The sequence below is a fragment of the Pseudalkalibacillus berkeleyi genome (assembly GCF_021608225.1).
GTDB classification, from domain to species: domain Bacteria; phylum Bacillota; class Bacilli; order Bacillales; family Fictibacillaceae; genus Pseudalkalibacillus; species Pseudalkalibacillus berkeleyi.
Map to the genome: position 1 here is coordinate 568832 of NZ_JAKIJS010000001.1, position 25596 is coordinate 594427.

The following is a 25596-nucleotide window of genomic DNA, read 5'->3' on the forward strand; positions in this document are numbered from 1 at the left end:
TTTGAGCGATTTCATTATTCGCGCCAGCGTAACTTTCAAGAGTTTTTAGTAAGATTGTACTTATTATGGATGTATTCAAAGGAATCCGACCAAATGAACGAGAATGGATTATAAAATACCATTTATAGGTAATCATGTTAGGAGGATTTGATGGGAAAGTGGACACATGCAGTTGTCATAATGAGTATCGTTGGACTTGTGATGTTCCTAGTTCCAGAAAATAAGCTACCTAATACGTTAGATGTGACTAGTTTGAAGGAAGTGAAGGCAGAGGATAACGAAACTTTGCTGACAAGATACGAGGCAACTTCTACGAAAGCAGCCATAGAAGCACTTCCATTCGATCTTGCGCTACCAAAAACCTTACCCTTTGAAGCTGAACCTTTTAAAGTGAAAAATATTGAAGACCTGAATGCAAAAGATGGACAAGAAATTCATATTGAATTAATGACGGTACCCGTTCAACAAAAAGAAAAAGGTTGGGTCATTCTCATTGCTGACGATCAAAAGCAATTGAAAAATGACTATGGCATTACGGAAGACATTCAAATTTCTGAAGCTGTGGAAGGTGAATTTAAATCGAACACGTCCATGAAAAGTAGCATGATTTATTGGACGTTGAACAGCGTACATTATGCTGTGCACTATAAAAATGAAGAATCACCATTCAGTGTTTCCCAGCATAAAGACACTTTAATTGATCTAGCGAATCAAGTCATTGAGCAATCGAAAGACGATTAGCGCTGTTTCAATACTGTAAGCGGTTTCTGTAAGTGTAGAAACCTTTTGACAAAACGACCTATATTCCGACATAATGGTAATAGAATAGTATACGCGAATGAAGGTCGTGGGAGAGTCGGAAGTAAAAAACCGACACCGAAGGAGCAAGTTCCAAAAAACCATGGAGCAAATCTCTCAGGTAAATGAACTACGATCTGACGCATCTCTGGAGAGAGCGAGAGCCACCAAAGGGGTACCAATGAAAACTCTCAGGTTACAAGGACAGAGCGGGTGAACAACACCTTCTTTGTCCTTTTTGTGTGGATTTATTTTGATGTGAATACCGTTCTCTATTTGAATAGGAGGCGTTTAAATTATGGGATATAACAGTTGTTTTGATATTATTGGACCGATCATGGTTGGACCATCTAGTTCACATACAGCAGGAGCCGTATGGATCGGAAGAGCAGCATTTGAATTGTTAGGTGGAAGCCCAGAACAAGTTGAAATTCAACTCTTTGATTCGTTTGCAGAAACGTATCAAGGACATGGGACAGATAAAGCTTTACTTGGTGGATTATTAGGCTACGATACCGAAGATGAGCGAATAAAACTTGCGTATGATTTAGCTGAAGAGGCGAATCTCACCTATACATTTACTTTCGAAGAAAATTGTCTTGAGTACGAACACCCGAATGTAGCGATCCTTCATGCGAAATTGGGAACAAAGAAAGTTGTCATTGGAGGCGCATCAGTAGGTGGCGGTTTATCGAAAATCTTTCGCATAAATGATGAAAAGGTTGATTTTACATTAAGTACGCATGATGACTTGGACCGGATTATTCAATCTGCGTCTGAGCTTGTTGGTCAATAATTGTGGAGGTGAGCAGTATGGATATTCAATCTACCGTAGATTTACTCGAATATTGTGAGCGTGAAAACAAAACAATTGCTGAAGCGATGATTGATCAGGAACAAGAGAAGTCAGGACGGACGAAAGAGCAAATTTTCGAGATGATGAAAGAGCGTTTACTGAAAATGCAAAATGCAGTGGATCAAGGACTAACGGATTCTTCCACTGCACCAAGTGGAATTTCTGGTGGAGACGCTGTAAAAATGAAAGCTTATATTGAAGCAGGAGATGTATTATCTGGTTCAATTATTAGTGATGCGATGGCTTGTTCAATGGCAACTTCAGAAGGTAATGCAAGAATGGGTGTCATTGTTGCAACGCCAACAGCTGGAGCTGCAGGAATTTTACCAGGTGTATTATTTTCACTTAAGAAAAATACAAATTTAGAAAACGACGATCTTGTGATGGGATTGTTTACAGCTAGTATGCTTGGCTATATTATCGCCAATCGTTCATTCATTTCAGGAGCTGCTGGTGGATGCCAAGCTGAAGTCGGCTCAGCAACTGCAATGGCTGCTGGCACCATTGTTGAGTTAAAAGGCGGGTCTCCAAGAGAAGCGGTCCATGCAACAGCGATGGCGATGAAATCCCTTCTCGGGCTCGTTTGTGATCCAGTCGCTGGACTAGTAGAAGTACCATGTATTAAACGAAACGTTATAGGTACTTCAATTGCATTTTCATCTGCAGACATGGGTCTAGCTGGAATTGAAAGTCGCATACCATGTGACGAAGTGATTGATACGATGTATGATATTGGTAAGAATATGCCACGCGCTCTAAAAGAGACCGCACTTGGAGGACTAGCGATTACGCCGACAGGTCAGAAGGTCAAAGAGCGTTTGTTCTCAAAAACGGGTCTTGTGAATCAGCTTGGAGGAGGAAAGGATCATGCATCTAACAATCACGGACAAAGCGATTCATCAGTTGAACCAATTGAAGCTGGAAGAAAATAAAATCCTTCGCATTGATGCAGAAATGCAAGGTGGATGCGGCACGATGATGAAGTTCAAATTAATTGAAGATGATACCCGGAAAGGCGATATAGTGTTGCATGCTGACGGAATGAACTTTCACGTGGATCTCTTCACAAAGAGAAACTTAGATGATGAATTAACCTTGGATTATGATAAAGAAACAGGATTTCTCTTCGAATCCGAATGGGGTCCAATGGGCCTTGAATGCCACTTAGCGTAAGTAGTAGTGTCTCAAATGTTCATATAGTAAAATAAGCCTAAGTAGAATGATTGCCTCTACTTAGGCTTATTTTTGTTTTATTCTTAGGTATCTTTAATGTCTATTGTAAATATCCTTTTGTTATTTTTGTGAAATATGCTACAAATAATTACTTAATTAAACGTGGGAGTGAGAAGAGCAATGGATAATAAAGTAGAGGATCGATATTTTCTACAACTGGCACTTGAGGAAGGTGAAAAATCGGAGCGGCAAGGTGGTATTCCAATCGGTGCAGTGATTGTTGGTCCGAATGGGAAATTAATACAAAAAGGTAGAAATCGAGTATATAGTGATTTAGATGCGACAGCTCATGCTGAAATAGACGTGATTCGGAAATGTGGAGAACCCCTTATTAAGAAAGGTAAAGCTCGAGACTATACGCTTTATACAACAGTAGAACCATGTGTGATGTGTTCAGGAGCAATCTATCTCTCGAATATTGCTAGAGTCGTATGGGCATTGAATGACGACTTATTTGGAGGTTTTCGTCAATTGAGCAAGCATCATAAATATGAACAGCGATTTGAAATGATTACTACAACAGCAATGCCCTTTAATGATTTAGCGAACATCCAGCGTGATCGGATGGTAAGATGGGATCAATTACGTGGTAAAAATGATCGGTGGCCAGAAATCGACAAAGTCAGATAAAGGACTCTCTAAACGCATGAAGAAACATGTATACAGCTCTTAAAAAATTATTAGGAGGTTTGTGTACAATGGCAGTCCAATCGTTATTAGATGAAATTAACCAGTTAGGTATGGAACTGATGAAAAAGAAGCAGCAATTAGCTGAACTTCGTAAAGAGGTCCCTGAACAAGAAGTAGATAATTATCAATTTCTAGATAGCTACGGAGAGGACATTTCACTTTCTGAGTTGTTTTTGGATAAAAAAGAATTGATCGTCGTGCACAACATGGGTGTTGGTTGTAATTACTGTACATTATGGGCTGATGGATTTAATGGAGTGTATCATCATCTGATACAAAGAGCAGCATTTGTTGTAAGTACACCGGATGATCCTCGTGTACAAGAGGATATAGCAGCTGAACGAGGATGGAATTTCCCGATGGTCTCAACGAAAGGCACGACTTTTAAGGAAGATATGGGTTATGCGAAAGATGGATCCTATCATCCCGGAGTGTCTACCTTTCGGAAGGATGAGAATGGAAAGATCTATCATTATGCGAATACCCCGCTAGGTCCCGGTGACGACTTTTGCTCGGTATGGCACTTATTTGATTTATTACCGAATGGAGTGTCGGACTACAAACCGACTAGAAAAATAAATAAAGAGACGCCTCTCCAACTGACGAATAATATAGCAGTTCAAGTGAAGGATTATCCAAAAGCAATAGAGTTTTACGAGAAAACAATTGGTATGAAACATGAGAAGACGTATGATCATGAAACGAAGCTCTCCTTTAATGGGGTGAATTTTTTCATTGAACAATCTGATGAAAATCATACCTTTTTCGAATTTTCGACGGATGCATTCGATCGAATAAAAGCTAAGTTGCTTAAAGAAGGATGCGAAATCACAAAAGAGTATAGCGAACGAAGTATAATGATGGTAGATCCTTACGGCATGCGATTCCATCTCTTTGAAAGTAGTAACCAATAATTCTATAGCAGTCCTGAAATGAACTGCACCCAAATGTTAGTTATCCACTAATATTTCGGGTGCAGTTTTTAGGTGGAGAATTAGTGCTATTTTACTAAAATGGGCGGATTACAAGGTGAATTGGGCAGATTACAAGGTGAAATGAGCAGATTATGAGACGATGTGGTGAGGTTGTGAACTTAAAATACGCGTCTGAAAAGATAGAAGTAGCCCTTTCCACTTGTGAAAGTACTTTTCTAAACAAAATTCCCCCCAATAGAGGAATGTTTCAGTCGTTTCTCGTATATATCCATAAAGGGTAGTTTGTTCTTGCAAAAAATGCCGTTTGGGGCAGAAAAGGTGGGGTTTCTATGTCAATTTTGGATATGGATGCTTCTGAAATCGCAGGTAGAATTAGAGATGGAAAACTATCTTCACAACAGGCTGTTGAGACGTATATCAAACATCTTGAAGCGATTAACCCATCAATTAATTGCTTAGTTGAGGACCGGTTTGACACCGCAAGAAAAGAAGCGATAGAAGCAGATCGCAAGCTTAAAGAAGGACAATCAAAAGGTCTGCTGTTCGGTGTGCCCATAAGTGTGAAGGAGTGTTTTCATGTCGATGGTATGAAAACCACAGGCGGGTTATTACATCGTAAGGATCAAGTTATTGAAGAAGATGCAGAAGTCGTACAAAGATTAAAAGATGAAGGGGCTATCATACTCGGTAAATCGAATACACCTTCTCTATGTTTCTACCAAGAGACTGTTAACCCGGTCTATGGAGCAACGAATAACCCTTGGGATCCTACGTGTAGCTCAGGTGGTTCGAGTGGTGGTGAAGGAGCACTTATGAGCGTTGGAGGTGCGGCTGTTGGGATTGGAGCTGACATCGGCGGCTCCATTCGTTTTCCAAGTCACTTTAATGGAGTAATTGGTTTTAAGTCAGGTATGAATCAAATCTCTCAAAAAGGTAATTTTCCATACATCGAGTACGAGGAGCAGCAACGAATGCTTGGTATCGGTGCAATGGGAAAAAGTGTCCGAGATGCACGGTTAATCAATCGGATTCTCTCAGAAAAATCTTCCACCATAGATGATTTATCTTCATTTGAGATGGTCGTTCCTCAGTTTTACAATTGTCCGTTAGGCGTAGAAACGGGCAGGCTCATTCGGACAATAAAAGAAGATTTTGAAGATGAATTCTCCATGCTTGTTGATGAACCACCTCTGTTCAGTGAATCAACACTGATTTGGCAGCAACTCATGTCATTGGATGGTGGGAAGGCATTAAGGAAGCACCTTCTTGTGAATGAAAAGCAACTGAGCCCGTATATAGAGTATGTTCGTTCTAAAGTATCGAAATCAGATGTACATGATTATTTATCATGGGCAATGATTGGCATGAGATTGTTCCAGCCATCTAAGCGCAGATTGGATAAAATCAGAGGTATTCTTAAAGCAGGAGATGAACGGCTTCGAACGTATTTGGATAGAAGAATAATCGTCATGCCTGTGTACCACTCGCCTGCCACCACTCACGGTGAACTATATAAAGAACTATTTTCAATTCAGAAAACCTTCTTAAGGTATATGCCTTATATTGCATATGGTAATGTTTGGGGTCTTCCCTCATTAACAATTCCTGTTGGCGAGAGTGCGAAAGGATTACCAATTGCGGTTCAAATTATGAGTCGTTTGGGAAATGAAGAGGCGTTATTTCAGTTTGGAGAAATACTCGAACAACGTTATCGAGGATTTGTTCGATGTGATAAATATGATCAGAAGCAGAAACAAGAAGGTGCAACAGCTCATTTAGCTTAATCGCAAAAAAGCTGGCAGGTCGGATTTCGCCTGCCAGCTTTTTATGTTGTTTAACAACATGTCATTCAAAAAGATTCAAGTTACGCTTTTCTAAGAAATGAACAGCATTGAGTGCCACCACTTCGTCAATACCAAAAATTTGATAGACCTTACTAGCCCATTCATCACGATTCTTAAACCTTAATACTTCTTTCGTATTTTCGTTTTTTCGTGTGATCGTGTCGTTGTTTAAATAATAACAATACCTAGGTTTGAAGATGGTTGCACTGAGGCGGCGCATCACCTTATTTTCTGCAGTATCTAAATAGGATTGGCGTATGTCTTCTATAAAGTGTGATAAAGGTATCGCTTTCCAATCAATCTCCTTTTGGACAAATGACCGACCTTCCGCATGGCGATCAATTTCATAAGTCCAATCAGAGCGTTTACGAATGTAGACTTCTTCTCCCATTTTCCTAAACTTCATCATGCCTTCTAAGGGGAGTTGGATCGGTTGAAATAAAGGACATCCATATCCAACATCTACATAATACAATCGGTTAGAGAAATTTACTTGGATGGCGATATGACCTTTACGAACACGCACAAGAGCGCAATCGTACCCAAGAGATTGCAGTAATCTTGAAAAATGAATGTTTAACGGATAGCACGTTCCTCCCCATCCTTGGTCTTCAAAACGGCTTAGAAACTCTTGTGTGCTAGGTAAATAGAATTTCCGGATGGGAAATTGCTGTACGTAGTGAAATTTGCTGAAATTTTCATAAGGAATCGTATGTAAATGTGCCCGGATCAAGATTTTCAGAAATGATAGGTCAATATTCTGAAGTGGTGTTCGTAGTATTGCTAAATAACGTTCAATGACTTCATTGGGAAGTGGGTGTTGTATTGTCTTCACGACAACCTCCTTATGTATTCATTCATGATGATCCATATCGTATTAAAAAAAACTGTTGATTGGCTCAACAGTTTCCTCACTATGCCGTTACCTTTGACTCTTTTTGAGAGAGTTCATAGAAAGATTTAACTGAAAAACCATCGTTGCCACTTTCGACAGCTGTTAGCGTAGGCTCATGATTAGCAATCACTTCTCCAGTATACGCGATAATCTGTCTGCTATCTTTAATTTTCTGAACAAAGGTAGCTCTAACAAGCAATTTCCTTGTTAGAAAAGTTACTGACAAATCCTCTATTCAGATCTCTATCCGTAATCGATATAATCCATTACTTCTAGAATAACGGTTTTAATCCTCCATTGTCTATGGATTTAGAAATAGATTGCATCAATATAATCATTGTTTGTTAAAGGAAGAGGATGAAAATTTATCCAAAATAAGATTTCATCAGCTATAATAAAAGTAAATAATAATGACTAGTGGGGCGATGACATGTTTGAATACGTTTGTGAAGAATGCGAACGAATTGAATATTCGATTGAACTTGAACCGAAGAAAACATGTCCAGAATGTGAATACTACATGGAAACGAAAGAAAGCGGGATAGAATAGATGTTACAGCCTCATGATGGGCTGTATTTTTTTGAATAAGTTTTGGTGTTTAGTGAACGAAAATGAACATAAATGATTGATTAATGATTTATTTTGATTTATTGTAGAGAACAAAGGTGGTGTGAAAGTGCTTACAACAAACCGACATCAAATCATACTAAACGTATTAAAAAAACAAAAGACAGCATCCATACATGAACTAGTTGACGTTACATCTGCTTCAATATCAACTATTCGTAGAGATTTAGAGCAATTGGAAAAAGATAATCTACTAAAACGTATACACGGTGGTGCTGCACTCATCCAAAACCACCTTTATGAACCTATGCTTGAAGAAAAGCAAGAACTCAATGCATCAGCTAAAGAGCAAATTGGAAGAGCGGCAGCAGACCTCGTCAATGAAGGAGACTGTCTCTTCATAGATGCTGGTACCACAACAAAGCATATTCTTCCGCATTTACAAAATAAGAAGGTAGTCGTTGTTACAAACGCTTATTTATTTGTTGAAATGCTTATTAGACTAGAAATAGAAGTGCATTTAATTGGAGGAAGAGTTAAAGGGAAGACTGGTGCACTAATAGGTGTACAGGCTGAAGATAGCTTACAAAGCTTTCGTTTTGACAAGTGCTTCCTAGGCATGAACGGCATTCATACTAAACATGGTTATACGACACCTGATCCGGAAGAAGCGAGGATTAAGCGGTTAGGACTTGAGTTATCAAAAGAATCCTATGTTTTAAGTGATGAATCAAAGTTCCAGGAAGTTTCTTTTTCAAAAGTAGCAGACATTAACCAAGCTTCTATACTTACTAATTTAAAAGAAGAATCGATTATAGACGATCTAAGTAGAATGACAACCGTAAAAGTGGTGAGTAAATGATATATACAGTGACAATCAACCCATCCTTGGATTATATCGTTAGCCTTGATGAACTCGATTTAGGTAAAGTCAATCGATCGGAGGAAAGCCATTCGTTCCCTGGAGGAAAGGGGATTAATGTCTCACGCGTATTGAAAAGACTTGGGCATAGCTCACGTTCACTAGGGTTTGTGGGAGGATATACGGGTGATTTTATAAAGAATGCACTGGAAAATGAAGAAATAGAAACGGAATTCATCGAATTAAAGGGTGACACCCGAATTAATGTAAAGGTCAGATCAAGTGAAGAGACGGAAATCAATGGACCTTCACCTCTTATTACAAGTGATGACCTCAATGATTTGAAAACAGTACTCAATTCTGTATCTGAAGAAGACATTGTCGTTTTTGCTGGGAGTTTACCACAATCATTAGAGCCATCATTATATAGAGATTTAATAGAACAGTTGCCAGCACAGACGAAGGTTATTGTGGATACGAAAGGTGTCCCATTAAGTCAGGCAATCATGGCAAAACCATTTCTAATCAAACCTAATCATCACGAACTTGGTGAGTTGTTTAATATTGAAATTAAAACTGTTGAGGAAGCCGCAAAATACGCTGGAAAATTAATAGATGCAGGGGCAAAAAATGTCCTCGTTTCAATGGCGGGACAGGGTGCACTATTTGTTAATAACACGGGGAGCTATGCTTGTACCGTTCCTGAAGGAAACGTCGTCAATTCTGTAGGGGCTGGTGATTCAGTGGTAGCAGGCTTTATCTATAAATATATAAAAACCGGAAATGTATTGGAGTCCTTTCAATATGGTGTTGCAGCAGGAAGTGCTTCTGCATTCTCCATAGATTTTTGTACGAAGGATCAGGTGGAACAATTATTACAGTCGATCAATATACGCGAAGTCCATTAAGGGGGAATAAGGATGAATATCTCTGATCTATTGACGAAAGACACCATTATTCTGCATTTAAAGTCGAACATAAAAGATCATGTTATTGATGAACTTACAAATACATTAGACAAGTCTGGAAAAGTTAGTGATGTAAATATCTTTAAAGAGGCAATTCATGAACGTGAAAGCCAAAGCACGACGGGTATAGGTGATGGGATTGCAATACCTCATGCGAAAAACAGCAGTGTAAAAGAACCGACAATCGTGTTTGGTCGTTCACTCTCAGGCGTGGATTATGAAGCATTGGATGGTCAGCCAAGTCATTTGTTTTTCATGATTGCAGTTCCGGAAGGAGCGAACAATGAGCACTTAGATGCATTATCTCGCCTGTCCACCTATTTAATGGATCCAAAATTTAAAGAGAAGTTATTGAACTGTGAAACTGAAGATGAAGTCTTGGAAGCTTTTATATCAAAGGAGCAAGAGGAAGGTGATTTAGAAGCGGATGCTGGAAAGGAAAAAGAGCAGATCAAGCAAACAGCCGAGAGGAAGAAGATTGTAGCTGTAACGGCATGTCCGACAGGGATCGCACATACTTTCATGGCAGCTGATAGTCTGAAAGCAAAAGCAGAGGAATTGGGTTACGATATCAAAGTTCAAACAAACGGATCAGGGGGTGTAAAGAATCAATTAACGAAAGAAGATATCGAACGAGCTGAAGGTGTAATCGTAGCAGCAAGTACAAAAGTTGATCTTGAATCGTTTGTCGGTAAACCCTTACTTGAGGTTCCTGTAACCGATGGTATCCGTAACCCTGAACAGCTGTTGAATAAAGCGGCAAGAGGAGAAGCACCGATTTATGAAGGTAACACTTCTTCAGAACAATATGAACAACAACAGGGCGGTACTTTAGGCTTTTATAAACATTTGATGAACGGTGTATCCCATATGCTACCACTTGTAGTAGGCGGGGGCATTTTGATTGCGCTTTCTTTCTTAATTGATATTGACGGAAAGCATCCTATTGCCGAGCTGTTCATGACGATTGGAGGCAGTAACGCCTTCTTCCTACTCGTCCCGATTCTTTCGGGATTTATCGCCTATAGTATCGCCGATCGACCAGGGCTGGCTCCAGGATTAGTTGGTGGATTAATGGCGGCAAATGGTGAAGCTGGTTTTCTTGGAGGACTCATTTCTGGCTTCTTAGCAGGTTATATTGTCTTAGCATTGAAAAAAGGTTTTCGTAAGCTGCCTCAGTCTATAGACGGATTAAAGCAAGTACTGATTTATCCGCTGTTCGGCATATTAATTACAGGTGTACTTATGTCATTAATTGTAGGTCCAGTGGGAGGTTTCAATGATTGGTTAAAGGATATATTGAGTAACCTTGGATCTGGGAATGCGATGCTACTCGGTCTCATTATTGGTGGTATGATGGCAGTTGATATGGGTGGTCCAGTAAACAAAGCGGCTTATACATTTGGACTAGCTTTAGTCGAAGCGGGAAACTATGAGCCAATGGCAGCGATTATGGCTGCTGGGATGGTTCCTCCTTTAGGGCTTGCAATCGCGACGACACTGTTTAAAAATCGCTTCAACAAGCAAGAGAGAGAAGCGGGTAAAACGGCATATGTGCTAGGGGCATCGTTCATAACAGAAGGAGCAATCCCTTTTGCCGCAGCAGACCCAATTCGTGTCATTTCAGCTTGCGTAGCAGGCGCTTCTTTAACTGGTGGATTGTCGATGTTATTTGGAAATGCTACACCGGCGCCTCATGGAGGGCTTTTCGTTATCATGACAGTTAAGCAGCCATTCTTGTATCTGCTTGCCATTATTGCAGGTGCTCTCCTAACCGCAGTCTTAACAGGCGTGTTAAAAAAGTCCAAAGTAACAATATAATGATCGGCCAGTCTTCGGTATCATTTTTACAGGAGGCTGGCACTTTATTATTTTTATAGAGAATATTCGACAAAATCTCTATATATTTCCTGGGTAATCCGTTGCAAAAAATGACATATACTATTCTTCTTCAGTAGGGAGCTCCAACCAGGAGAGAGCTTCTTTCACTAAGCTATTGAGCTTCTTATCAATGAATTCTTCTCCGTATTTTTCTTTCGCTTCTTCCAATTGAGTGAGAACTTGGTCATCTAACTTAATAATTGGTTTATCCTCTTCCAGTTCATTATAAAGCTCAATAACTGAATCAAGTCCTTCAGATACACGATCGATTGCCCGACTCAATTCATTATATTCTCGTTTATCAGCCTTCAAGTCTAGACACCTCCAAAATGAAACTATGAAAAAGAGGCTGACCATCTGACTACAGGTCAACCTCCATCTTCCCGGGTATACTTACTTATCTTCCGCCCATTTGTTGTTGAGCCATTTGAACAAGACGTTTAGTGATTTCTCCACCGACTGAACCGTTTGCACGTGATGTAGTATCTGGACCAAGTTGAACGCCAAGCTCAGAGCAAATTTCATATTTCATTTGATCGATCGCAGCACTTGCATTTGGAACTACCATTTGATTTTTTTGTTGTGCCATGTAGATTGCCTCCTTTAATACATCTTATTAAAGGGAGATTTCCCTCTTAAACTAAGTATTTTACAGAAGACAGAAATTATTCATAACGACGAAAATTATTGATCTTCGAATCGTTTGACATCAACAAAACAGTTGAAAAATGTTGCGCCTCCACCTAAATCCGATAGTCCATCAGGTGTAAGATGATTGATAGAATATTGGTTATTATCATGGTCGTCCCACCACAGCCCCTGTGTAATAAGGAGGTTTTCTTTCACATCATCTGTAACGGCTGCTTTTATTTTTACACGACCTAAATCATTATATAGTTCAACTAAGTCACCCGTTTTAATCCTTTTCTTTTCAGCGTTGATGGGGTGAATATAAACGACTGCTCGTTCTAAAGCCTGTAAACTCGTTTGATTAGAAAATGTCGAATTTAAGAATTGATGGTTTGGTCCTGAAATAAGTTGAAGAGGATAAACACTCTCTTTTGTCTCATATGGTAGATTCTTCTCTCGACCTAACTGGTTAGCAGCAAAAGTTAATTCTATTTTTCCTGATGGTGATGGAATTTTATTAGGAAATGTATTTTCGGGTTCTAATTTAAGTTTCACCCATCCTTGATTCTTTAAATCCTCAAATGTTAACCCATTTAGATATGGACTTTCGGGATTGTCTAACGCATCCTTGATTAAATCTACTTCTGTATCTTGAAAACAATCTTCACTGAACCCCATGTATGCCGCTAACTCTTTAAATAGTGTGAAGTTGGACTTGCATTCACCAATAGGAGCGAGGGTTGGCTCATTTAATTGTACGTAAAGATGCCAGTAGGATTTATATAAATCTAGGTTTTCAAAATGACTAGTAGCAGGTAGGACAATGTCAGCATAACGACAAGAGTCTGTAAGAAATAGATCATGTACGACTGTAAAAAGGTCTTCACGCATTAATCCTTTGCGAACTAGATTTTGATTCGGTGCCACCTGTGCAGGATTACTATTATAGATAAATAGTGCTTTGATCGGATCATCATTATTAAGTAGAGCTCTTCCGATTTGATTCATATTGGTCGTCGAGACATTTGGAACGTTATGCAACTCTGGTCGTTGTAGTTTAGTTGTGTTCCATTCCGCATATCCTGCGTTTCCTTTTAATGCGCCACCGCCTATTTTACCCCATTGTCCAGTAAGTGCTGGAAGACTTGAAATAGACCTAGTAATAGATGCGCCATTGATTTGATGCTGCAATCCATTCCCTATTCTGATGAAAGAAGGTGAGATTGTTCCGTACATTTCAGCTAATTCTCGTATTTCGGATTCGGTTAAACCGGTTTTTGCTGATACGTATTCAGGTGTGTAATCTTGTACTCGTTTAGAGAGTTCCTCAAATCCTGTAGTGTATTGGTTTATAAAAGTAGAATCTGTCCATTGATGCGCGATGAGCAGGTGCATGATACCATTTGATAAAATATCATCTGTACCAGGTTTGATCTGGTAAAAGTGGTCTGCCCATTTGGCTGTTCTATTCCGATGTACATCTATGACAACAATCTTTGCTCCATTCTTACGAGCCTCATTCGCATAAATCACTTGATGCAGGTTTGTACTAATCAGGTTACAGCCCCAGATGATGATTAACCTGGAGTTAACAGTATCTTCAGGGTCGATTCCTACAGGTTTCCCCATCGTTAATTTATATCCCTCAGCACCTGCAGTGTTACATATCGTACGACCAAGCTTTCTCGCGCCTAGACGATTGAAGAAACGTCGGTCCATGCCTTCGCTGTTAATAATCCCCATGTTCCCAAAGAAGCTATATGGCAAAATTGCATTTGTCGAATAATCTTGGATAATTGATTGAAATTGTTTTGTAATTTCCTTGTATGCTTCATCCCATGAGATGCGTTCGAAAGATAGGTTTCCTTTTTTACCCACACGTTTAAGAGGATAAAGGATGCGATCAGGATGGTGCGTTCTCTCAGGCATTTTTCGAACCTTATGGCATATGACGCCTTTCGTTACAGGGTGATCAGGATTACCTGATACTTTCGTGATTTTTCCATTTTCCTTTTCGACGAGTAGACTGCATGTATCTGGACAATCGAGTGGACAAACGGAGCGATGAATCGTTTTTGTACTCATTGAAAAGGCTCCTTTCAATATGTAAACCTAATTTAGTTCAAGATTAACATTAATTTCGGAAAAAATTAATCCTTTTTCCTGAAGCTAAATAAAAATAAATAACTAAAATCAGCCCGGAGTTAGAACTCTGAGCTACTTTCTTTTTTGGAAGAATAACTCTCTTTTTTACCTGAAGGACCTGTTACTGTCCGCCGTATCGTGATTGAGTACATCCCGCGGATAGAAAGGCCCTCTTACTGTCCGTCGTATCGTGATTGAGCACATCCCGCGGATAGAAAGGCCCTCTTACTGTCCGCCAAAATCGAGTTGAGCACATCCCGCGGATAGAAAGGGCCACTTACTGTCCGTGGTATTGTGAGGAAGTACATCCCGCGGATAGAAAGGCCCTCTTACTGTCCGCCGTATCGTGATGGAGCACTTCCCGCGGATAGAACCCTTTGGAATATAAGGTCACACCTTTACGTTTGGCATTCTCGCAAACATAGGGTAACTGTGAACAATTGCGTAATTTTAAGCAATAAAGGTGCATTCATCCATTTTCCGATTTATAATAAGGAAGGATATATTTAGAGCCCCGAAATAATTATTTTTCGGTTGAGAGGGGATAGAAAAGGTGTGGAGAAACAAGAATTTCATACTTTTGATGTTTGGATTAGCGGTTTCTAGTACGGGACTTTGGGTTGGAATTATCGGTAACCTTGAGTTTCTACAGAAAAATGTTGAATCATCTTTTTTGCAAGCATTAATTATATTATCAGGATTTCTAGTCGGAATTTTTCTAGCACCTCTTGCTGGGAGAGTGATCGATCGAAGTGTTAAGCGAAACATTTTAATATACGCAGGTTTTGCTAGAGTTGTAGCGATCTTATTCATGTATTTAGCGATTGCGACCAACTCAGTATGGTGGATGGTCATTTATACGTTTGTCATTGGGATATCAGGAACGTTCGCAAACCCAGCCATGCAAACGATGCTGCCCTTAATTGTAAAGAAAGACCAATTACTTGGAGCAAATAGTGTCCACGTTAATATATTCACAGGGGCAAGAATTATTGGTACAGCCCTCGGTGGAGTCATGCTTGTCGCGATGTCATTGTATTCCTTATACACAGTCACACTTGTATCCTACGTCATTTTATTAATTGCGACATTCTTTATCAGAGCCGACGAAGACGTGAAGAAAAAGAAGGATGCAAAGGCTAAGAAAGAAAACTTCCTAAGTACAATTCGAGAATTATATCCCGTTATTAAGAAACAACGGATGGTTGTTAATGGAATCTTTCTATTAATACCAGCTTTCTTATTTATTTCTGGTTTTAACTTGATGGTTATAGAAATTAGTGAGCTTCAAAATAACCCTGGTATTAAAGGGATCTTGTACACGACGGAAGGGCTGTGTGTCTTTATCGGAACATTCATAGCCAATAAATTTTTTAAAGACAAACCAAAATTAACTTATATGTTGGCGATTACTTTTGTCATTGCGACAGCACAGTTATCACTATTTTTTGCAGAGCACCAGATCATGTCGATCATATCTTTTGGTATATTTGGATTAGCTGCAGGCACGCTGTTCCCAGTAGTAACAACCATTTTTCAAACGGATGTTCCTTCTGAATATCACGGAAGATTCTTCTCTATTAAAGGGATGATTGACAATATCATTTTCCAAGCTTTAATGCTATTAACAGGGCTATTCTTAGATACAATAGGATTTAAAGTGATGGTAGTCAGTTTTGGGATCAGTTCATTCATATATGTATCCATTATTGTTCTCCGTCATCTTTCTACTAAAGGCAGAATGAACAGGGAATCTGTCGAAATATCAAAATAGTTGTCGAATACGTAAAAAAGACGCAAATCACAATTTGCGTCTTTTTTTTATTTATTTATAAAATGGATTAAAATGCTTGAACCCTTGATACATAAGGTTTTATCGACTGAAGGTAAGTAACTATAATATGTCAATAATTACAATTTGTTTAAATTTTCTTAAAAAACATCTTGAATGTTCGGATTTTAAATTTTATAATGTTGTAAAATAATTCAAAAAATAAACAAAGTTCACACAATTAGGCGAATGGAAACGAAACTTGCTTCAAACGCAACATACACAAGGGGGGTTGTTCGTTTGGAAGAATTATTACGTGTCGAAAATCTTAAGACCTATTTTTTCGACAAAAAAAAGACGATCAAAGCAGTAGATGGAGTCGACTTTAAGATTAATAAAGGTGAAACAGTCGCTCTAGTCGGTGAGTCGGGATGTGGCAAAAGCATGACTTCACTTTCTGTCATGCAGTTAGTACCCGGCCCATATGGAAAAATTGTTGAAGGAGAAATCACTCTAGAAGGGAAGAACCTACTACGTTTATCAGAAAATGAAATGTGTAAGGTTCGAGGAAATGAAATATCAATGATTTTCCAAGAGCCGATGACCTCTTTAAACCCAGTTTTGACCATAGGTGAACAAATTATCGAAGTCATTACATACCACAAACGTCTGTCTCGAAAAAAGGCTACTCAACAAGCAATTGAATTGCTTAAGCTAGTAGGTATTCCTCGGGCAGAGTCCATCATCTCGGATTACCCACATCGATTATCTGGCGGGATGAGGCAACGTGTCATGATCGCCATGGCAATGAGTTGTGATCCCAAACTTCTTATCGCAGACGAACCTACCACAGCATTAGATGTTACGATTCAAGCTCAAATCTTAGACCTCATGAAAGATTTATCTAAAAAAGTGAATACTTCAATTCTACTGATTACACATGATTTAGGTGTCGTATCGGAACTGGCAGAAAGAGTCATTGTTATGTACGCAGGACAAATCGTTGAACAAGCAAGTGTTGACGATTTGTTCGAGGAACCACTCCACCCATATACACAAGGTCTGGTTGAATCGGTTCCTGACATTGATGCAGAAATCGGCAGGTTGAACCCGATTAAAGGGAACGTGCCAACACCAGATCAAATGCCTAACGGGTGTAGATTCGCGCCAAGGTGCTCTAAAGCATTCGATCGATGTTTTTCAGAAGAACCACAGTTATTAGAGAAAAAGTATGGTACAAGAACGGTCCGATGTTTCTTGTATGAAGATGAAAAGGGGGCTGGCCATGCAGGAAAGGACCAATACTCTCACCGTTGATTCGAACAATAAAGCTTCAACCGATACGATCTTAGAAGTGTCTAACTTGAAAATGCATTTCCCTGTAAAAGCAGGGATCATGCAACGGACGGTCGGTCATGTAAAGGCGGTAGATGGGATTACTTTTACTCTCAAAAGAGGAGAAACCTTAGGAATTGTTGGGGAGTCTGGTTGTGGGAAGTCAACACTAGGCCGAGCGATCATCCGCTTGTATACACCTACATCCGGTAAAATTCTCTTTAATAATCAAGATATAACCACCACTCCTGAAGGAGAATTACGAAAGTCCGTTCGGCGACAAATGCAAATGATATTTCAAGATCCATTTGCATCATTAAATCCTAGAAAGTCACTTGGGACAAGCATAATGGAGCCTTTGAAAACGCATCATTATGGAAATTCACCTGAACGTAAGGAGAAAGTCGAGGAACTGCTTGATACAGTAGGCTTAGATCGATCGTATGCGAACCGGTATCCCCACGAATTTTCCGGGGGACAACGCCAACGAATCGGTATCGCTCGCGCACTTGCACTTAATCCAGAGTTAATGATTGCTGATGAACCAGTGTCTGCCTTAGACGTATCGATCCAAGCTCAAATCATTAATCTAATGGAAGACTTACAAGATCGTTACAACCTTACATATTTGTTCATTTCGCATGATTTAGGAGTCGTTAGGCATATTTCAGATCGTGTAGGTGTGATGTATCTTGGGAACATGATGGAGCTTGCTAATAAGCATGACTTGTATAAAGAGCCGATGCACCCTTATACACAAGCACTAATGTCGGCTGTGCCCGTTCCCCGTAAGAAGGGCCAGATAAAGCGGGAAAGAATTATTTTGTCTGGGGATTTGCCAAGTCCATCCAATCCACCTAAAGGCTGTGTTTTCCATACGAGATGCCCAGCAGCGATGGATATTTGCAAGCAACAGATTCCAAAGTTCCAAGAAGTACAGCCAGACCACTATGTTGCATGTCATCTCTACGAATAGAGATGTTACTCATTTTACTAAGCGGAGGGAGGGAATATTGGGTTCGTTGTGCAGATTCATTCAAATTTGTTCTAAAAACTAAGGGGGTTTAGCAATTTGAAGAATAAGAAGTTTACTTTGTTGGTTCTATTAACGTTTGTATTGTCTATTTTCCTGGCGGCGTGTAATGCAAATCCTGCTACAGAGCCGAGTGAAAAAGAAAATGAAAATGAAAACAACACTGAAGAGCAAGCATCCGGTGAGCCTAAAGAAGGTGGAGATCTGATTGTAGGTTCCATTGGTGCTCCAACACTATTCAACGACCTATATTCCACAGATATTTCAAGCTCTGATATCTCGGGTTGGTTATATGACGGGCTCGTGAAATATGATGAGAACCTTGAGCCACAAGGTGACTTGGCTAAGGAATGGCAAACGTCTGATGATGGACTCGTTTGGACGATTACGCTACATGATGGCGTTAAGTTCCATGATGGGGAAGCATTGACTGCTGAAGATGTTAAATTTACTTACAGCATTCCATTGAGTGAGGACTATACAGGTCCACGTGCATCTGATTTCGAAAAGATCGAAAAGATTGATGTGGTAGATGATACAACAGTAAAGATTACTTTGTCTGAGCCGTATGCTCCATTCCTTGGTACGCTCTCTTACGGAATTCTTCCTGAGCATATCCTAAAGGATGTTCCAATTGCTGAACTTGGCGAAAATGAATTCAATACGAAGAATCCAGTAGGATCAGGACCATTTAAATTTGAAGAATGGAAAGAAGGACAATACGTTAAAGTTGTTGCGAACGATGATTATTACAATGGTAGACCATATTTAGATTCTATTACGTACAAAATTGTTCCAGATGCGAATGCATTGATGGCGCAAATTGCAAATGGTGATGTTCACCAAGCTTCTGTACAATCTTCTGATCTTCCAACAGCTGAAAAGCTTGTGGATGATGGGAAAATCAACCTTTCAACAGAGTTATCTTTAGCTTATACGTATCTTGGATACAACCAAAAGAATGAGTTATTCCAAGACGCAAAAGTCCGTCAAGCATTAACACATGCTCTAGATCGTGATTCAATGATTCAAGCAGTACTAGATGGTGACGGAGAAATTGCACATGCTCCTTCAAGTCCATTGAGCTGGGCATACAATGAAAATGTACCAAAGTTCGACTTCGATGTAGATAAAGCGAAACAATTGTTAGAAGAAGCAGGATGGACGCCTGGTGATGATGGCATCCTTCAAAAAGATGGGAAGAAATTCTCATTTGAAGTGAAAACAAACCAAGGAAATAAAGCTCGTGAGCAAATTGCACAAATTGTACAAGAGCAATTAAAGCAAGTTGGAATTGAAGTGACACCGAAAATTATGGAGTGGAGTGCGTTCATTGAAGACGTAACTGCACCAAACTGGAACTATGATGCTGTTATCTTAGGCTGGAGCTTATCTGCTGATCCAGATCCAACTGCATTATGGCACTCTAAAGAACGTGAAGAAGGGTTAAACTTCGTTCACTTCTCAGATCCTGAATTGGATAAGTTAATGGAAGAAAATACGAAGCAAGTTGAACAAAGCGAACGAAAAGAAACAATTGCAAAAATTCAAGAAGGAATTGCAGAGCAACAACCATATACCTTCTTGTATTACCCGAATGACCACTATGCGCTTGACGCTAGTATTAAAGGATTTGTACACCATCCGTCAAGTGAATATTACATGATCGAAAAATGGTGGATGGATAAGTAAACATTTAAAACAGGATGTAGATGGGTAAAGCGTTACTCTTATAGCTTTATCCATCTCCTGTTTATATCAATTAATTTTTCTCGCCTTTACATAACGACTACACATTTAAGTAGATAAAAAAAGGGGGATTTCTGTTGCTTTCATACATCATTCGTCGTGTATTAATGGCTATACCTTTGTTAATCGGTATATCCATATTATCGTTCGGTATTATTCATTTGGCACCTGGTGATCCAACAGCTTTGATGATGGATCCGAATATTAAACCAGAGGATATGGAGGCTTATAAAGAAAAATATGGATTAAACGATCCTACTCATATCCAATATCTTAAGTGGGTCGGAAATATGCTACAAGGTGATTTTGGGCAATCACTTATCAGACAAGGGACTGATGTTTCTTTCCTGATTGCACAGCGCTTACCGAATACGTTATTTCTGATGCTTGTTTCTACAGCCCTGGCGATCATCATCTCGATTCCGTTTGGGATCTTTTCAGCAAGAAAGCCATATTCACTAACAGACTACTCTGTAACATTTACTTCTTTTCTTGGCCTTGCTACACCTAACTTTTGGATAGGTCTTGTATTGATAATGTTTTTCTCAGTCCAACTAGGTTGGTTGCCTACCGGTGGGATCGCGACGTTAAATGAACCGTTTAGTTTAATAGACAGGTTGAACCACTTGATCTTACCTGCATTCGTACTAGCTACTGCGGATATGGCAGCTTTAACAAGGTATACGAGGACGAGTATGCTTGAAGTGTTGAAGCAAGATTATATTCGAACAGCACGTGCAAAAGGATTTAAAGAAAACAAAGTTGTATATAAACATGGTCTTAGGAATGGACTCATTCCTGTCATAACGATTTTCGGTTTGTTATTACCTTCGTTCTTTGCAGGAACGGTGATTGTTGAGAAGATCTTTAACTGGCCTGGAATTGGATTGTTGTTTATAGATGCAGCCTTTCAACGAGATTACCCGGTCATCATGGCAGTAACCGTTATTACAGCTGCCCTGACTGTTATAGGGAACTTGATTGCTGACATACTATATGCCGTATTTGATCCAAGAATTGAGTATTAAGGGGGATTAAAATGTCACAGCCTGAAAATCAATTACAACCCAACGTACCGGTTCATCCAGAGCCTATGGCACCAATGCCACAAAAGCCAGAAACACTGTCACGTATTGCAGTTGATAAATTTATGAAAAATAAGTTAGCGGTTGTCGGGTTAGTCATGTTAATCCTAATCGTACTAGCTGCAATCTTTGCACCCTATTTAACGCCGTACGAACCGAGTACTCAAGAATTATTGAAAAAGCTTACACCACCGAACAGTGAACACTGGCTAGGCGTAGATACATTAGGAAGAGACATGTATACACGTATGCTATACGGTGCGAGAATTTCGTTGCTTGTAGGGTTTGCTTCAGTTACCGCATCCATCATTATCGGAACGATTATAGGTGCTATTGCGGGATACTATGGTGGTTTGGTAGATGCATTCCTTATGCGCGTTGTTGATGTATTCCTCTCGTTCCCAAGTCTATTCTTCTTAATTACGATTGTAACGATCTTCAGCCCGAGCATTAACATGTTGATTTTGGCTTTTGCATTATTCGGATGGACAGGTACTGCAAGATTGGTAAGAGGAGAATTCTTAAGCCTTCGAACGAGGGAGTTCGTGCTAGCAGCGAAGACAATGGGTGTAAGAAGCTCGAAAATCATTTTCTCTCACATTTTGCCGAATGCAATGGGTCCCATTATTGTTTCGGCGACATTAAATATTGGCATCATCATTTTAGCAGAATCAGCACTTAGCTATTTAGGATTAGGCGTTCAACCACCAACACCGAGCTGGGGGAATATGTTACAAGATGCACAGAACATTACCATCATGTATCAAAGTCCTTGGTACCCAATCTTTCCAGGACTCGCGATTTTTATCACTGTATTAGCATTTAACTTTGTTGGTGATGGATTGCGTGATGCATTGGATCCGAAAATGAAGTCTTAGGAACCTTAAAGGAGGAAGATAGATGGATCAACAAAATGGCGTTCAAATCGAAGACCTTTTAAAGCTGAAATTCGTAAGTGATCCTCAATTATCTCCTGATGGAAAACGTTTAGTTTATGTAGTAAAAGAAATTAATGAAGACAAGAAATATCAATCAAACCTCTATATGATGGATGTTGCGACAAAGAAAGTGGCCCGCTGGACGAGCGGCAAATCAATGGACATCAATCCAAGGTGGTCGCCAGACGGGTCAGAGCTCCTGTTTCTTTCTAATCGGACTGAAAAAATGCAAGTTTGGACCATATCAGCAAGCGGAGGAGAGCCGGAAATCGTGACTGATATGGATCATGGCGTCTCAAATCCTAGCTGGCATCCAGAGGGGCATTCTATTCTTTATCAATTTACAAACAAAAAAGATGAAGAAAATGGACCGATTATCGTCGATCAACTTAGGTACAAGGCGGATGGGAAACCGTCACTCACCAGTCAATCTTATGAACAAGTTGCTCAAATCACTCTCGATACGAAGGAAATAAAGGTGTTATTAGAGGGAGATGCAGATTATGTATATTCTAGTTATACAAATGACGGGTCTGGAATCGTTTATGTGAAGTTTGAAGAAGATGAGCCTGAATCTTATATTCAATCAAAAGTTTATGTTTATGAGTTTGATCAAAAGCCTAAGGCTATTTCTGAAATAAAAGGGACTTTATCACACCCAGTCTGTTCACCAGACGGAAGATACATTGCGTATGTTGGCCATGATCAAAAGTATAGTCATGCAACCTATAACGAGCTGTTTGTTTATGATCGAGAGAGTGATTCTACTCAATGCTTAACTGGAAAACTAGATATTCAAATTGGAGATGTCATGATTAGTGACCTTCATTCCATTGACATGTCTCCAAGTCTTACATGGAGCAATAATAGTGAACAACTCTACTTTCTCGCTAGTGAATTTGGGAATACAGAGCTTTATGCGATCGACCTATTCGGTAACGTAGATAAAATGGTTGAAGGAGATCGTCACATCTACCAATATGCAATGGATGATGATGCGAAAGATGTATATTTAGCAATCAGTACACCTGCGCATCCGGGGGATCTAGTACGGCATGATATTAATAGTCTAATGGAAGAACCACTCACTTATCATAACGAAAAGCTGTTATGCAACATAACACTTTCCATACCAGAGCCCGTCCAATATCCAAGTCAGGATGGAACAGTCATTCACGGTTGGATGCTGAAACCAAATGATTTTAAAGCTGGTGAGAAATATCCAATGATTCTCTACATTCATGGTGGTCCTCACATGATGTATGGGAACACATTCTTTCATGAATTTCAATGTTTGACTGCTAAGGGCTATGCGGTGTTGTATTTAAACCCTCGAGGCAGTCATGGTTATGGTCAAACCTTCGTGAATGGTTGTAGAGGGGATTATGGTGGTGGTGATTATCATGACTTAATGTCTGGTGTTGATCACGCAATTGAATCCTTTAATTGGATTGATTCAGAGGAATTATACGTAACGGGCGGTAGCTACGGTGGATTTATGACCAATTGGATTGTAGGGAATACCAACCGATTTAAAGCGGCTGTTACGCAACGATCGATATGCAATTGGCAAAGTTTCTATGGCGTTAGTGATATCGGATACTTTTTTACAAAGGGCGAGATTGGGGTTCATATGGAAGAGGATCCTGAAAAGCTTTGGTACCATTCACCGATACGTTTTGTTAAGCATATAGAAACACCCTTGTTAATTATTCATGGTGAAAAAGATTATCGATGTCCAATTGAACAGGCTGAACAGCTATATATAGCATTAAAGCAGCAAAAGAAGCCGACAAGATTAGTTCGTTTCCCTGATGCAGATCATAATTTATCGCGCAATGGTGACCCTGCTATGAGGATGGCAAGACTTGAGCAGATTAGTGGATGGTTCGATCACTACAGATTAATTCCGAAAACATCAAGAGTAGCGAACATTTAAATGAAAATGGAGTCACTGAAATCAAACTGAACATCATCATACATTGTTGTTGATTTCAACGAAATTCACGACACTCCTGCGGGAATAGCGAGCCAGGCGAGACCCCGCAGCAAACTTAACCTACTGGTATCTACGGCGTGTGAGGGGGCTCACGGTTCGCCCGCGGAAAGGGAGTGAATTTCGAAGAAATCAATTTCTTTATTTAACAAAGGGCTGTAAGAAGATCAGTTTTCACTGATTTTCTTACAGCCTCTTTTTTGTCCCGTTACCGTTGATATTCCTTTTGGACGAATCCAATCGATTCCAATGCTTTCTGTAAATTGCTGAAGGTAATTATGTCTTTGAAATCAATCCCTAATGAGACGACAGTTTGTGTCAATTCTGCACGCATTCCGGTAATGATGGACTCAACACCTAGAAGCTTCAATGCATTGACGACTCTGAACAAGTTGTGTGCAACCATTGTGTCGATGACAACGATACCTGATAAGTCAATGATCAGGTGTCGCAGCTTAAGTCGGCTACTTTGTTCTAACGCCTTTTCTAAAATATAGTGAGATCGTTCTTCATCTAGTTCACCCACAATTGGTAGCACTGCGGCTCCATTTGTGACGGGTACGATCGGCATTAATAGCTCTTGGACATTAGCATGTGCTTTTCGAACAAACTCTTTGTGATCATCTAGGTAAACAAGACTGAAACAATAAATACATCTATCGAGAAGTGGATCAATAATTGAACATGTATCAATCACGTCATCAATGGTTAATGACAACTGATTCGCTTCTTGTTTCAGGATTGAAAGAATGGCTTTTCGGAAAAAACGTAGACCATCTAGTGATTCTTCAAGAGGTATTCCTTCCTTTACGGCGATTTCTCCAGCCTTTTTGCTCCACTCTGTTACAAGGTCAAAATAAAGCTTTTCATCCCCATACACCGCTTCTCCTAAATAACGGACAAAGGTTCCAGTGAATTCTTCTGCTTCTTCGGGTGTCATTGAGGAAATTTGTCTTGATTGGATTTTTTCAACAATTACAGGATCTTCCTCCATACGAAACTCTAAGGATAATTTCGAAATTTCATATCGGTTTTCTACGATTTTTTCACCTATTAATCTCATACTCTGTGACATTAGATTTCCTCCAGCTATTTTCATTTTGTTAATTTTCATTATACATGAATATCCATTTGAAAATAAAATATAAGACAGCCTGTGTGTTTCATAGAATAGAGTAGGACACATTGAGAGGTGTGGTGCAGATGAAAGGGATTGATTGGCAAATAGTTGCGTTTGTAACGGTATCCCTGTTTCATGACCACTGGGTTTACACAAAGCTTCCAAGATTATATTTCTATGAATACAAGGGACAGAGCCCTAAGAATGAGAAATAGAACAAGGACTTTCTCTATAGTTTGGAGAAAGTCCTATATGGAAAAGTAA

Annotated in this window: 23 protein-coding genes and 1 riboswitch; of the genes, 17 read left to right on the forward strand and 6 right to left on the reverse strand. The window is 39.6% G+C overall.

The annotated features are described in order from the left end of the window. Positions 1–150: 150 nt before the first annotated feature. From L2716_RS03080 to L2716_RS03110, 7 genes are all read left to right on the forward strand, one after another. On the forward strand, positions 151–741 hold the full coding sequence (locus L2716_RS03080; protein WP_236331669.1) for a hypothetical protein: 591 nt from the start codon (positions 151–153) through the stop codon (positions 739–741). A 97-nt stretch (positions 742–838) separates the two neighbouring features. After that, positions 839–941: riboswitch (glycine riboswitch) on the forward strand. Positions 942–1096: 155 nt separating this feature from the next. Continuing rightward, positions 1097–1594: a serine dehydratase beta chain gene (locus L2716_RS03085; protein WP_236331672.1), complete on the forward strand. Its 498-nt coding sequence runs from the start codon at positions 1097–1099 to the stop codon at positions 1592–1594. Between the two features lie 17 nt (positions 1595–1611). Further along, positions 1612–2586, forward strand: a complete 975-nt coding sequence (gene sdaAA / locus L2716_RS03090) for an L-serine ammonia-lyase, iron-sulfur-dependent, subunit alpha (RefSeq protein ID WP_236331674.1) — start codon at positions 1612–1614, stop codon at positions 2584–2586. Next, positions 2522–2827, forward strand: coding sequence for an iron-sulfur cluster biosynthesis family protein (locus L2716_RS03095; RefSeq protein WP_236331676.1), 306 nt, complete (start codon positions 2522–2524; stop codon positions 2825–2827). The genes sdaAA and L2716_RS03095 overlap by 65 nt, the downstream gene beginning before the upstream one ends. Positions 2828–3007: 180 nt before the next feature. Next, entirely contained in the window at positions 3008–3517 is a 510-nt protein-coding gene (locus L2716_RS03100) for a nucleoside deaminase (RefSeq protein WP_236331678.1), read from the forward strand. Between the two features lie 68 nt (positions 3518–3585). Next, positions 3586–4491, forward strand: coding sequence for a DUF899 family protein (locus tag L2716_RS03105; RefSeq protein ID WP_236331680.1), 906 nt, complete (start codon positions 3586–3588; stop codon positions 4489–4491). A gap of 350 nt (positions 4492–4841) precedes the next feature. Then, positions 4842–6296: an amidase gene (locus tag L2716_RS03110; protein ID WP_236331682.1), complete on the forward strand. Its 1455-nt coding sequence runs from the start codon at positions 4842–4844 to the stop codon at positions 6294–6296. Between the two features lie 61 nt (positions 6297–6357). Here L2716_RS03110 and L2716_RS03115 read toward each other — a convergent pair whose 3' ends face one another. Together L2716_RS03115 and L2716_RS03120 are read right to left on the reverse strand one after the other, a co-directional pair. After that, positions 6358–7191: an arylamine N-acetyltransferase gene (locus L2716_RS03115; RefSeq protein WP_236331684.1), complete on the reverse strand. Its 834-nt coding sequence runs from the start codon at positions 7189–7191 to the stop codon at positions 6358–6360. 79 nt (positions 7192–7270) lie between these two features. Then, positions 7271–7450: a hypothetical protein gene (locus tag L2716_RS03120; protein ID WP_236331686.1), complete on the reverse strand. Its 180-nt coding sequence runs from the start codon at positions 7448–7450 to the stop codon at positions 7271–7273. A gap of 478 nt (positions 7451–7928) precedes the next feature. Here L2716_RS03120 and L2716_RS03125 point away from each other — a divergent pair, with 478 nt between their 5' ends. Genes L2716_RS03125 through L2716_RS03135 form a run of 3 tightly spaced genes read left to right on the forward strand, consistent with a single transcriptional unit; the run spans position 7929 to position 11470 of the window. Next, positions 7929–8681 (forward strand): DeoR/GlpR family DNA-binding transcription regulator, encoded by a 753-nt coding sequence (locus tag L2716_RS03125; RefSeq protein ID WP_236331687.1) that lies wholly within the window; start codon positions 7929–7931, stop codon positions 8679–8681. Beyond that, positions 8678–9589: a 1-phosphofructokinase gene (pfkB, locus tag L2716_RS03130; RefSeq protein WP_236331689.1), complete on the forward strand. Its 912-nt coding sequence runs from the start codon at positions 8678–8680 to the stop codon at positions 9587–9589. Before L2716_RS03125 ends, pfkB begins: the two co-directional genes overlap by 4 nt. A gap of 12 nt (positions 9590–9601) precedes the next feature. Beyond that, positions 9602–11470 (forward strand): PTS fructose transporter subunit IIABC, encoded by a 1869-nt coding sequence (locus L2716_RS03135; protein WP_236331691.1) that lies wholly within the window; start codon positions 9602–9604, stop codon positions 11468–11470. A gap of 120 nt (positions 11471–11590) precedes the next feature. On the opposite strand, the gene L2716_RS03140 is transcribed toward L2716_RS03135, so the two are convergent. From L2716_RS03140 to L2716_RS03150, 3 genes are all read right to left on the reverse strand, one after another. Next, positions 11591–11842 (reverse strand): atypical membrane-integrating protein (Mistic protein), encoded by a 252-nt coding sequence (locus tag L2716_RS03140; protein WP_236331692.1) that lies wholly within the window; start codon positions 11840–11842, stop codon positions 11591–11593. Between the two features lie 85 nt (positions 11843–11927). Then, complete coding sequence (locus tag L2716_RS03145; protein WP_236331694.1) at positions 11928–12119, reverse strand: alpha/beta-type small acid-soluble spore protein; 192 nt, start codon at positions 12117–12119, stop codon at positions 11928–11930. Between the two features lie 95 nt (positions 12120–12214). Then, positions 12215–14245 (reverse strand): molybdopterin-dependent oxidoreductase, encoded by a 2031-nt coding sequence (locus L2716_RS03150; RefSeq protein WP_236331696.1) that lies wholly within the window; start codon positions 14243–14245, stop codon positions 12215–12217. Between the two features lie 613 nt (positions 14246–14858). On the opposite strand from L2716_RS03150, the gene L2716_RS03155 reads away from it, so the two are divergent. From L2716_RS03155 to L2716_RS03185, 7 genes are all read left to right on the forward strand, one after another. Further along, positions 14859–16079, forward strand: coding sequence for an MFS transporter (locus tag L2716_RS03155; protein ID WP_329610096.1), 1221 nt, complete (start codon positions 14859–14861; stop codon positions 16077–16079). Positions 16080–16376: 297 nt separating this feature from the next. Continuing rightward, complete coding sequence (locus L2716_RS03160; RefSeq protein WP_236331698.1) at positions 16377–17393, forward strand: ABC transporter ATP-binding protein; 1017 nt, start codon at positions 16377–16379, stop codon at positions 17391–17393. Further along, the gene (locus tag L2716_RS03165) at positions 17362–18387 is read left to right on the forward strand and encodes an ABC transporter ATP-binding protein (RefSeq protein WP_236331700.1); all 1026 of its coding nucleotides are present in this window, start codon (positions 17362–17364) and stop codon (positions 18385–18387) included. The genes L2716_RS03160 and L2716_RS03165 overlap by 32 nt, the downstream gene beginning before the upstream one ends. Positions 18388–18483: 96 nt before the next feature. After that, positions 18484–20136 (forward strand): peptide-binding protein, encoded by a 1653-nt coding sequence (locus L2716_RS03170; protein ID WP_236331702.1) that lies wholly within the window; start codon positions 18484–18486, stop codon positions 20134–20136. 134 nt (positions 20137–20270) lie between these two features. Further along, entirely contained in the window at positions 20271–21221 is a 951-nt protein-coding gene (locus L2716_RS03175; RefSeq protein ID WP_236331704.1) for an ABC transporter permease, read from the forward strand. Between the two features lie 11 nt (positions 21222–21232). Further along, on the forward strand, positions 21233–22156 hold the full coding sequence (opp4C, locus tag L2716_RS03180; protein WP_408005286.1) for an oligopeptide ABC transporter permease: 924 nt from the start codon (positions 21233–21235) through the stop codon (positions 22154–22156). A 22-nt stretch (positions 22157–22178) separates the two neighbouring features. Next, on the forward strand, positions 22179–24155 hold the full coding sequence (locus L2716_RS03185; RefSeq protein ID WP_236331706.1) for a S9 family peptidase: 1977 nt from the start codon (positions 22179–22181) through the stop codon (positions 24153–24155). Between the two features lie 265 nt (positions 24156–24420). Here L2716_RS03185 and L2716_RS03190 read toward each other — a convergent pair whose 3' ends face one another. Continuing rightward, positions 24421–25287: an STAS domain-containing protein gene (locus L2716_RS03190; RefSeq protein WP_236331708.1), complete on the reverse strand. Its 867-nt coding sequence runs from the start codon at positions 25285–25287 to the stop codon at positions 24421–24423. Between the last annotated feature and the right edge of the window lie 309 nt (positions 25288–25596).

What these genes read in the sequence shown, in the direction of transcription:
- L2716_RS03080 (WP_236331669.1), top strand. Translation starts at nt 151, where the DNA reads ATGGGAAAGTGGACACATGCAGTTGTCATAATGAGTATCGTTGGACTT.
- L2716_RS03085 (WP_236331672.1), top strand. Translation starts at nt 1,097, where the DNA reads ATGGGATATAACAGTTGTTTTGATATTATTGGACCGATCATGGTTGGA.
- sdaAA (WP_236331674.1), top strand. Translation starts at nt 1,612, where the DNA reads ATGGATATTCAATCTACCGTAGATTTACTCGAATATTGTGAGCGTGAA.
- L2716_RS03095 (WP_236331676.1), top strand. Translation starts at nt 2,522, where the DNA reads ATGCATCTAACAATCACGGACAAAGCGATTCATCAGTTGAACCAATTG.
- L2716_RS03100 (WP_236331678.1), top strand. Translation starts at nt 3,008, where the DNA reads ATGGATAATAAAGTAGAGGATCGATATTTTCTACAACTGGCACTTGAG.
- L2716_RS03105 (WP_236331680.1), top strand. Translation starts at nt 3,586, where the DNA reads ATGGCAGTCCAATCGTTATTAGATGAAATTAACCAGTTAGGTATGGAA.
- L2716_RS03110 (WP_236331682.1), top strand. Translation starts at nt 4,842, where the DNA reads ATGTCAATTTTGGATATGGATGCTTCTGAAATCGCAGGTAGAATTAGA.
- pfkB (WP_236331689.1), top strand. Translation starts at nt 8,678, where the DNA reads ATGATATATACAGTGACAATCAACCCATCCTTGGATTATATCGTTAGC.
- L2716_RS03135 (WP_236331691.1), top strand. Translation starts at nt 9,602, where the DNA reads ATGAATATCTCTGATCTATTGACGAAAGACACCATTATTCTGCATTTA.
- L2716_RS03145 (WP_236331694.1), bottom strand. Translation starts at nt 12,119, where the DNA reads ATGGCACAACAAAAAAATCAAATGGTAGTTCCAAATGCAAGTGCTGCG.
- L2716_RS03150 (WP_236331696.1), bottom strand. Translation starts at nt 14,245, where the DNA reads ATGAGTACAAAAACGATTCATCGCTCCGTTTGTCCACTCGATTGTCCA.
- L2716_RS03165 (WP_236331700.1), top strand. Translation starts at nt 17,362, where the DNA reads ATGCAGGAAAGGACCAATACTCTCACCGTTGATTCGAACAATAAAGCT.
- opp4C (WP_408005286.1), top strand. Translation starts at nt 21,233, where the DNA reads ATGTCACAGCCTGAAAATCAATTACAACCCAACGTACCGGTTCATCCA.
- L2716_RS03185 (WP_236331706.1), top strand. Translation starts at nt 22,179, where the DNA reads ATGGATCAACAAAATGGCGTTCAAATCGAAGACCTTTTAAAGCTGAAA.
- L2716_RS03190 (WP_236331708.1), bottom strand. Translation starts at nt 25,287, where the DNA reads ATGTCACAGAGTATGAGATTAATAGGTGAAAAAATCGTAGAAAACCGA.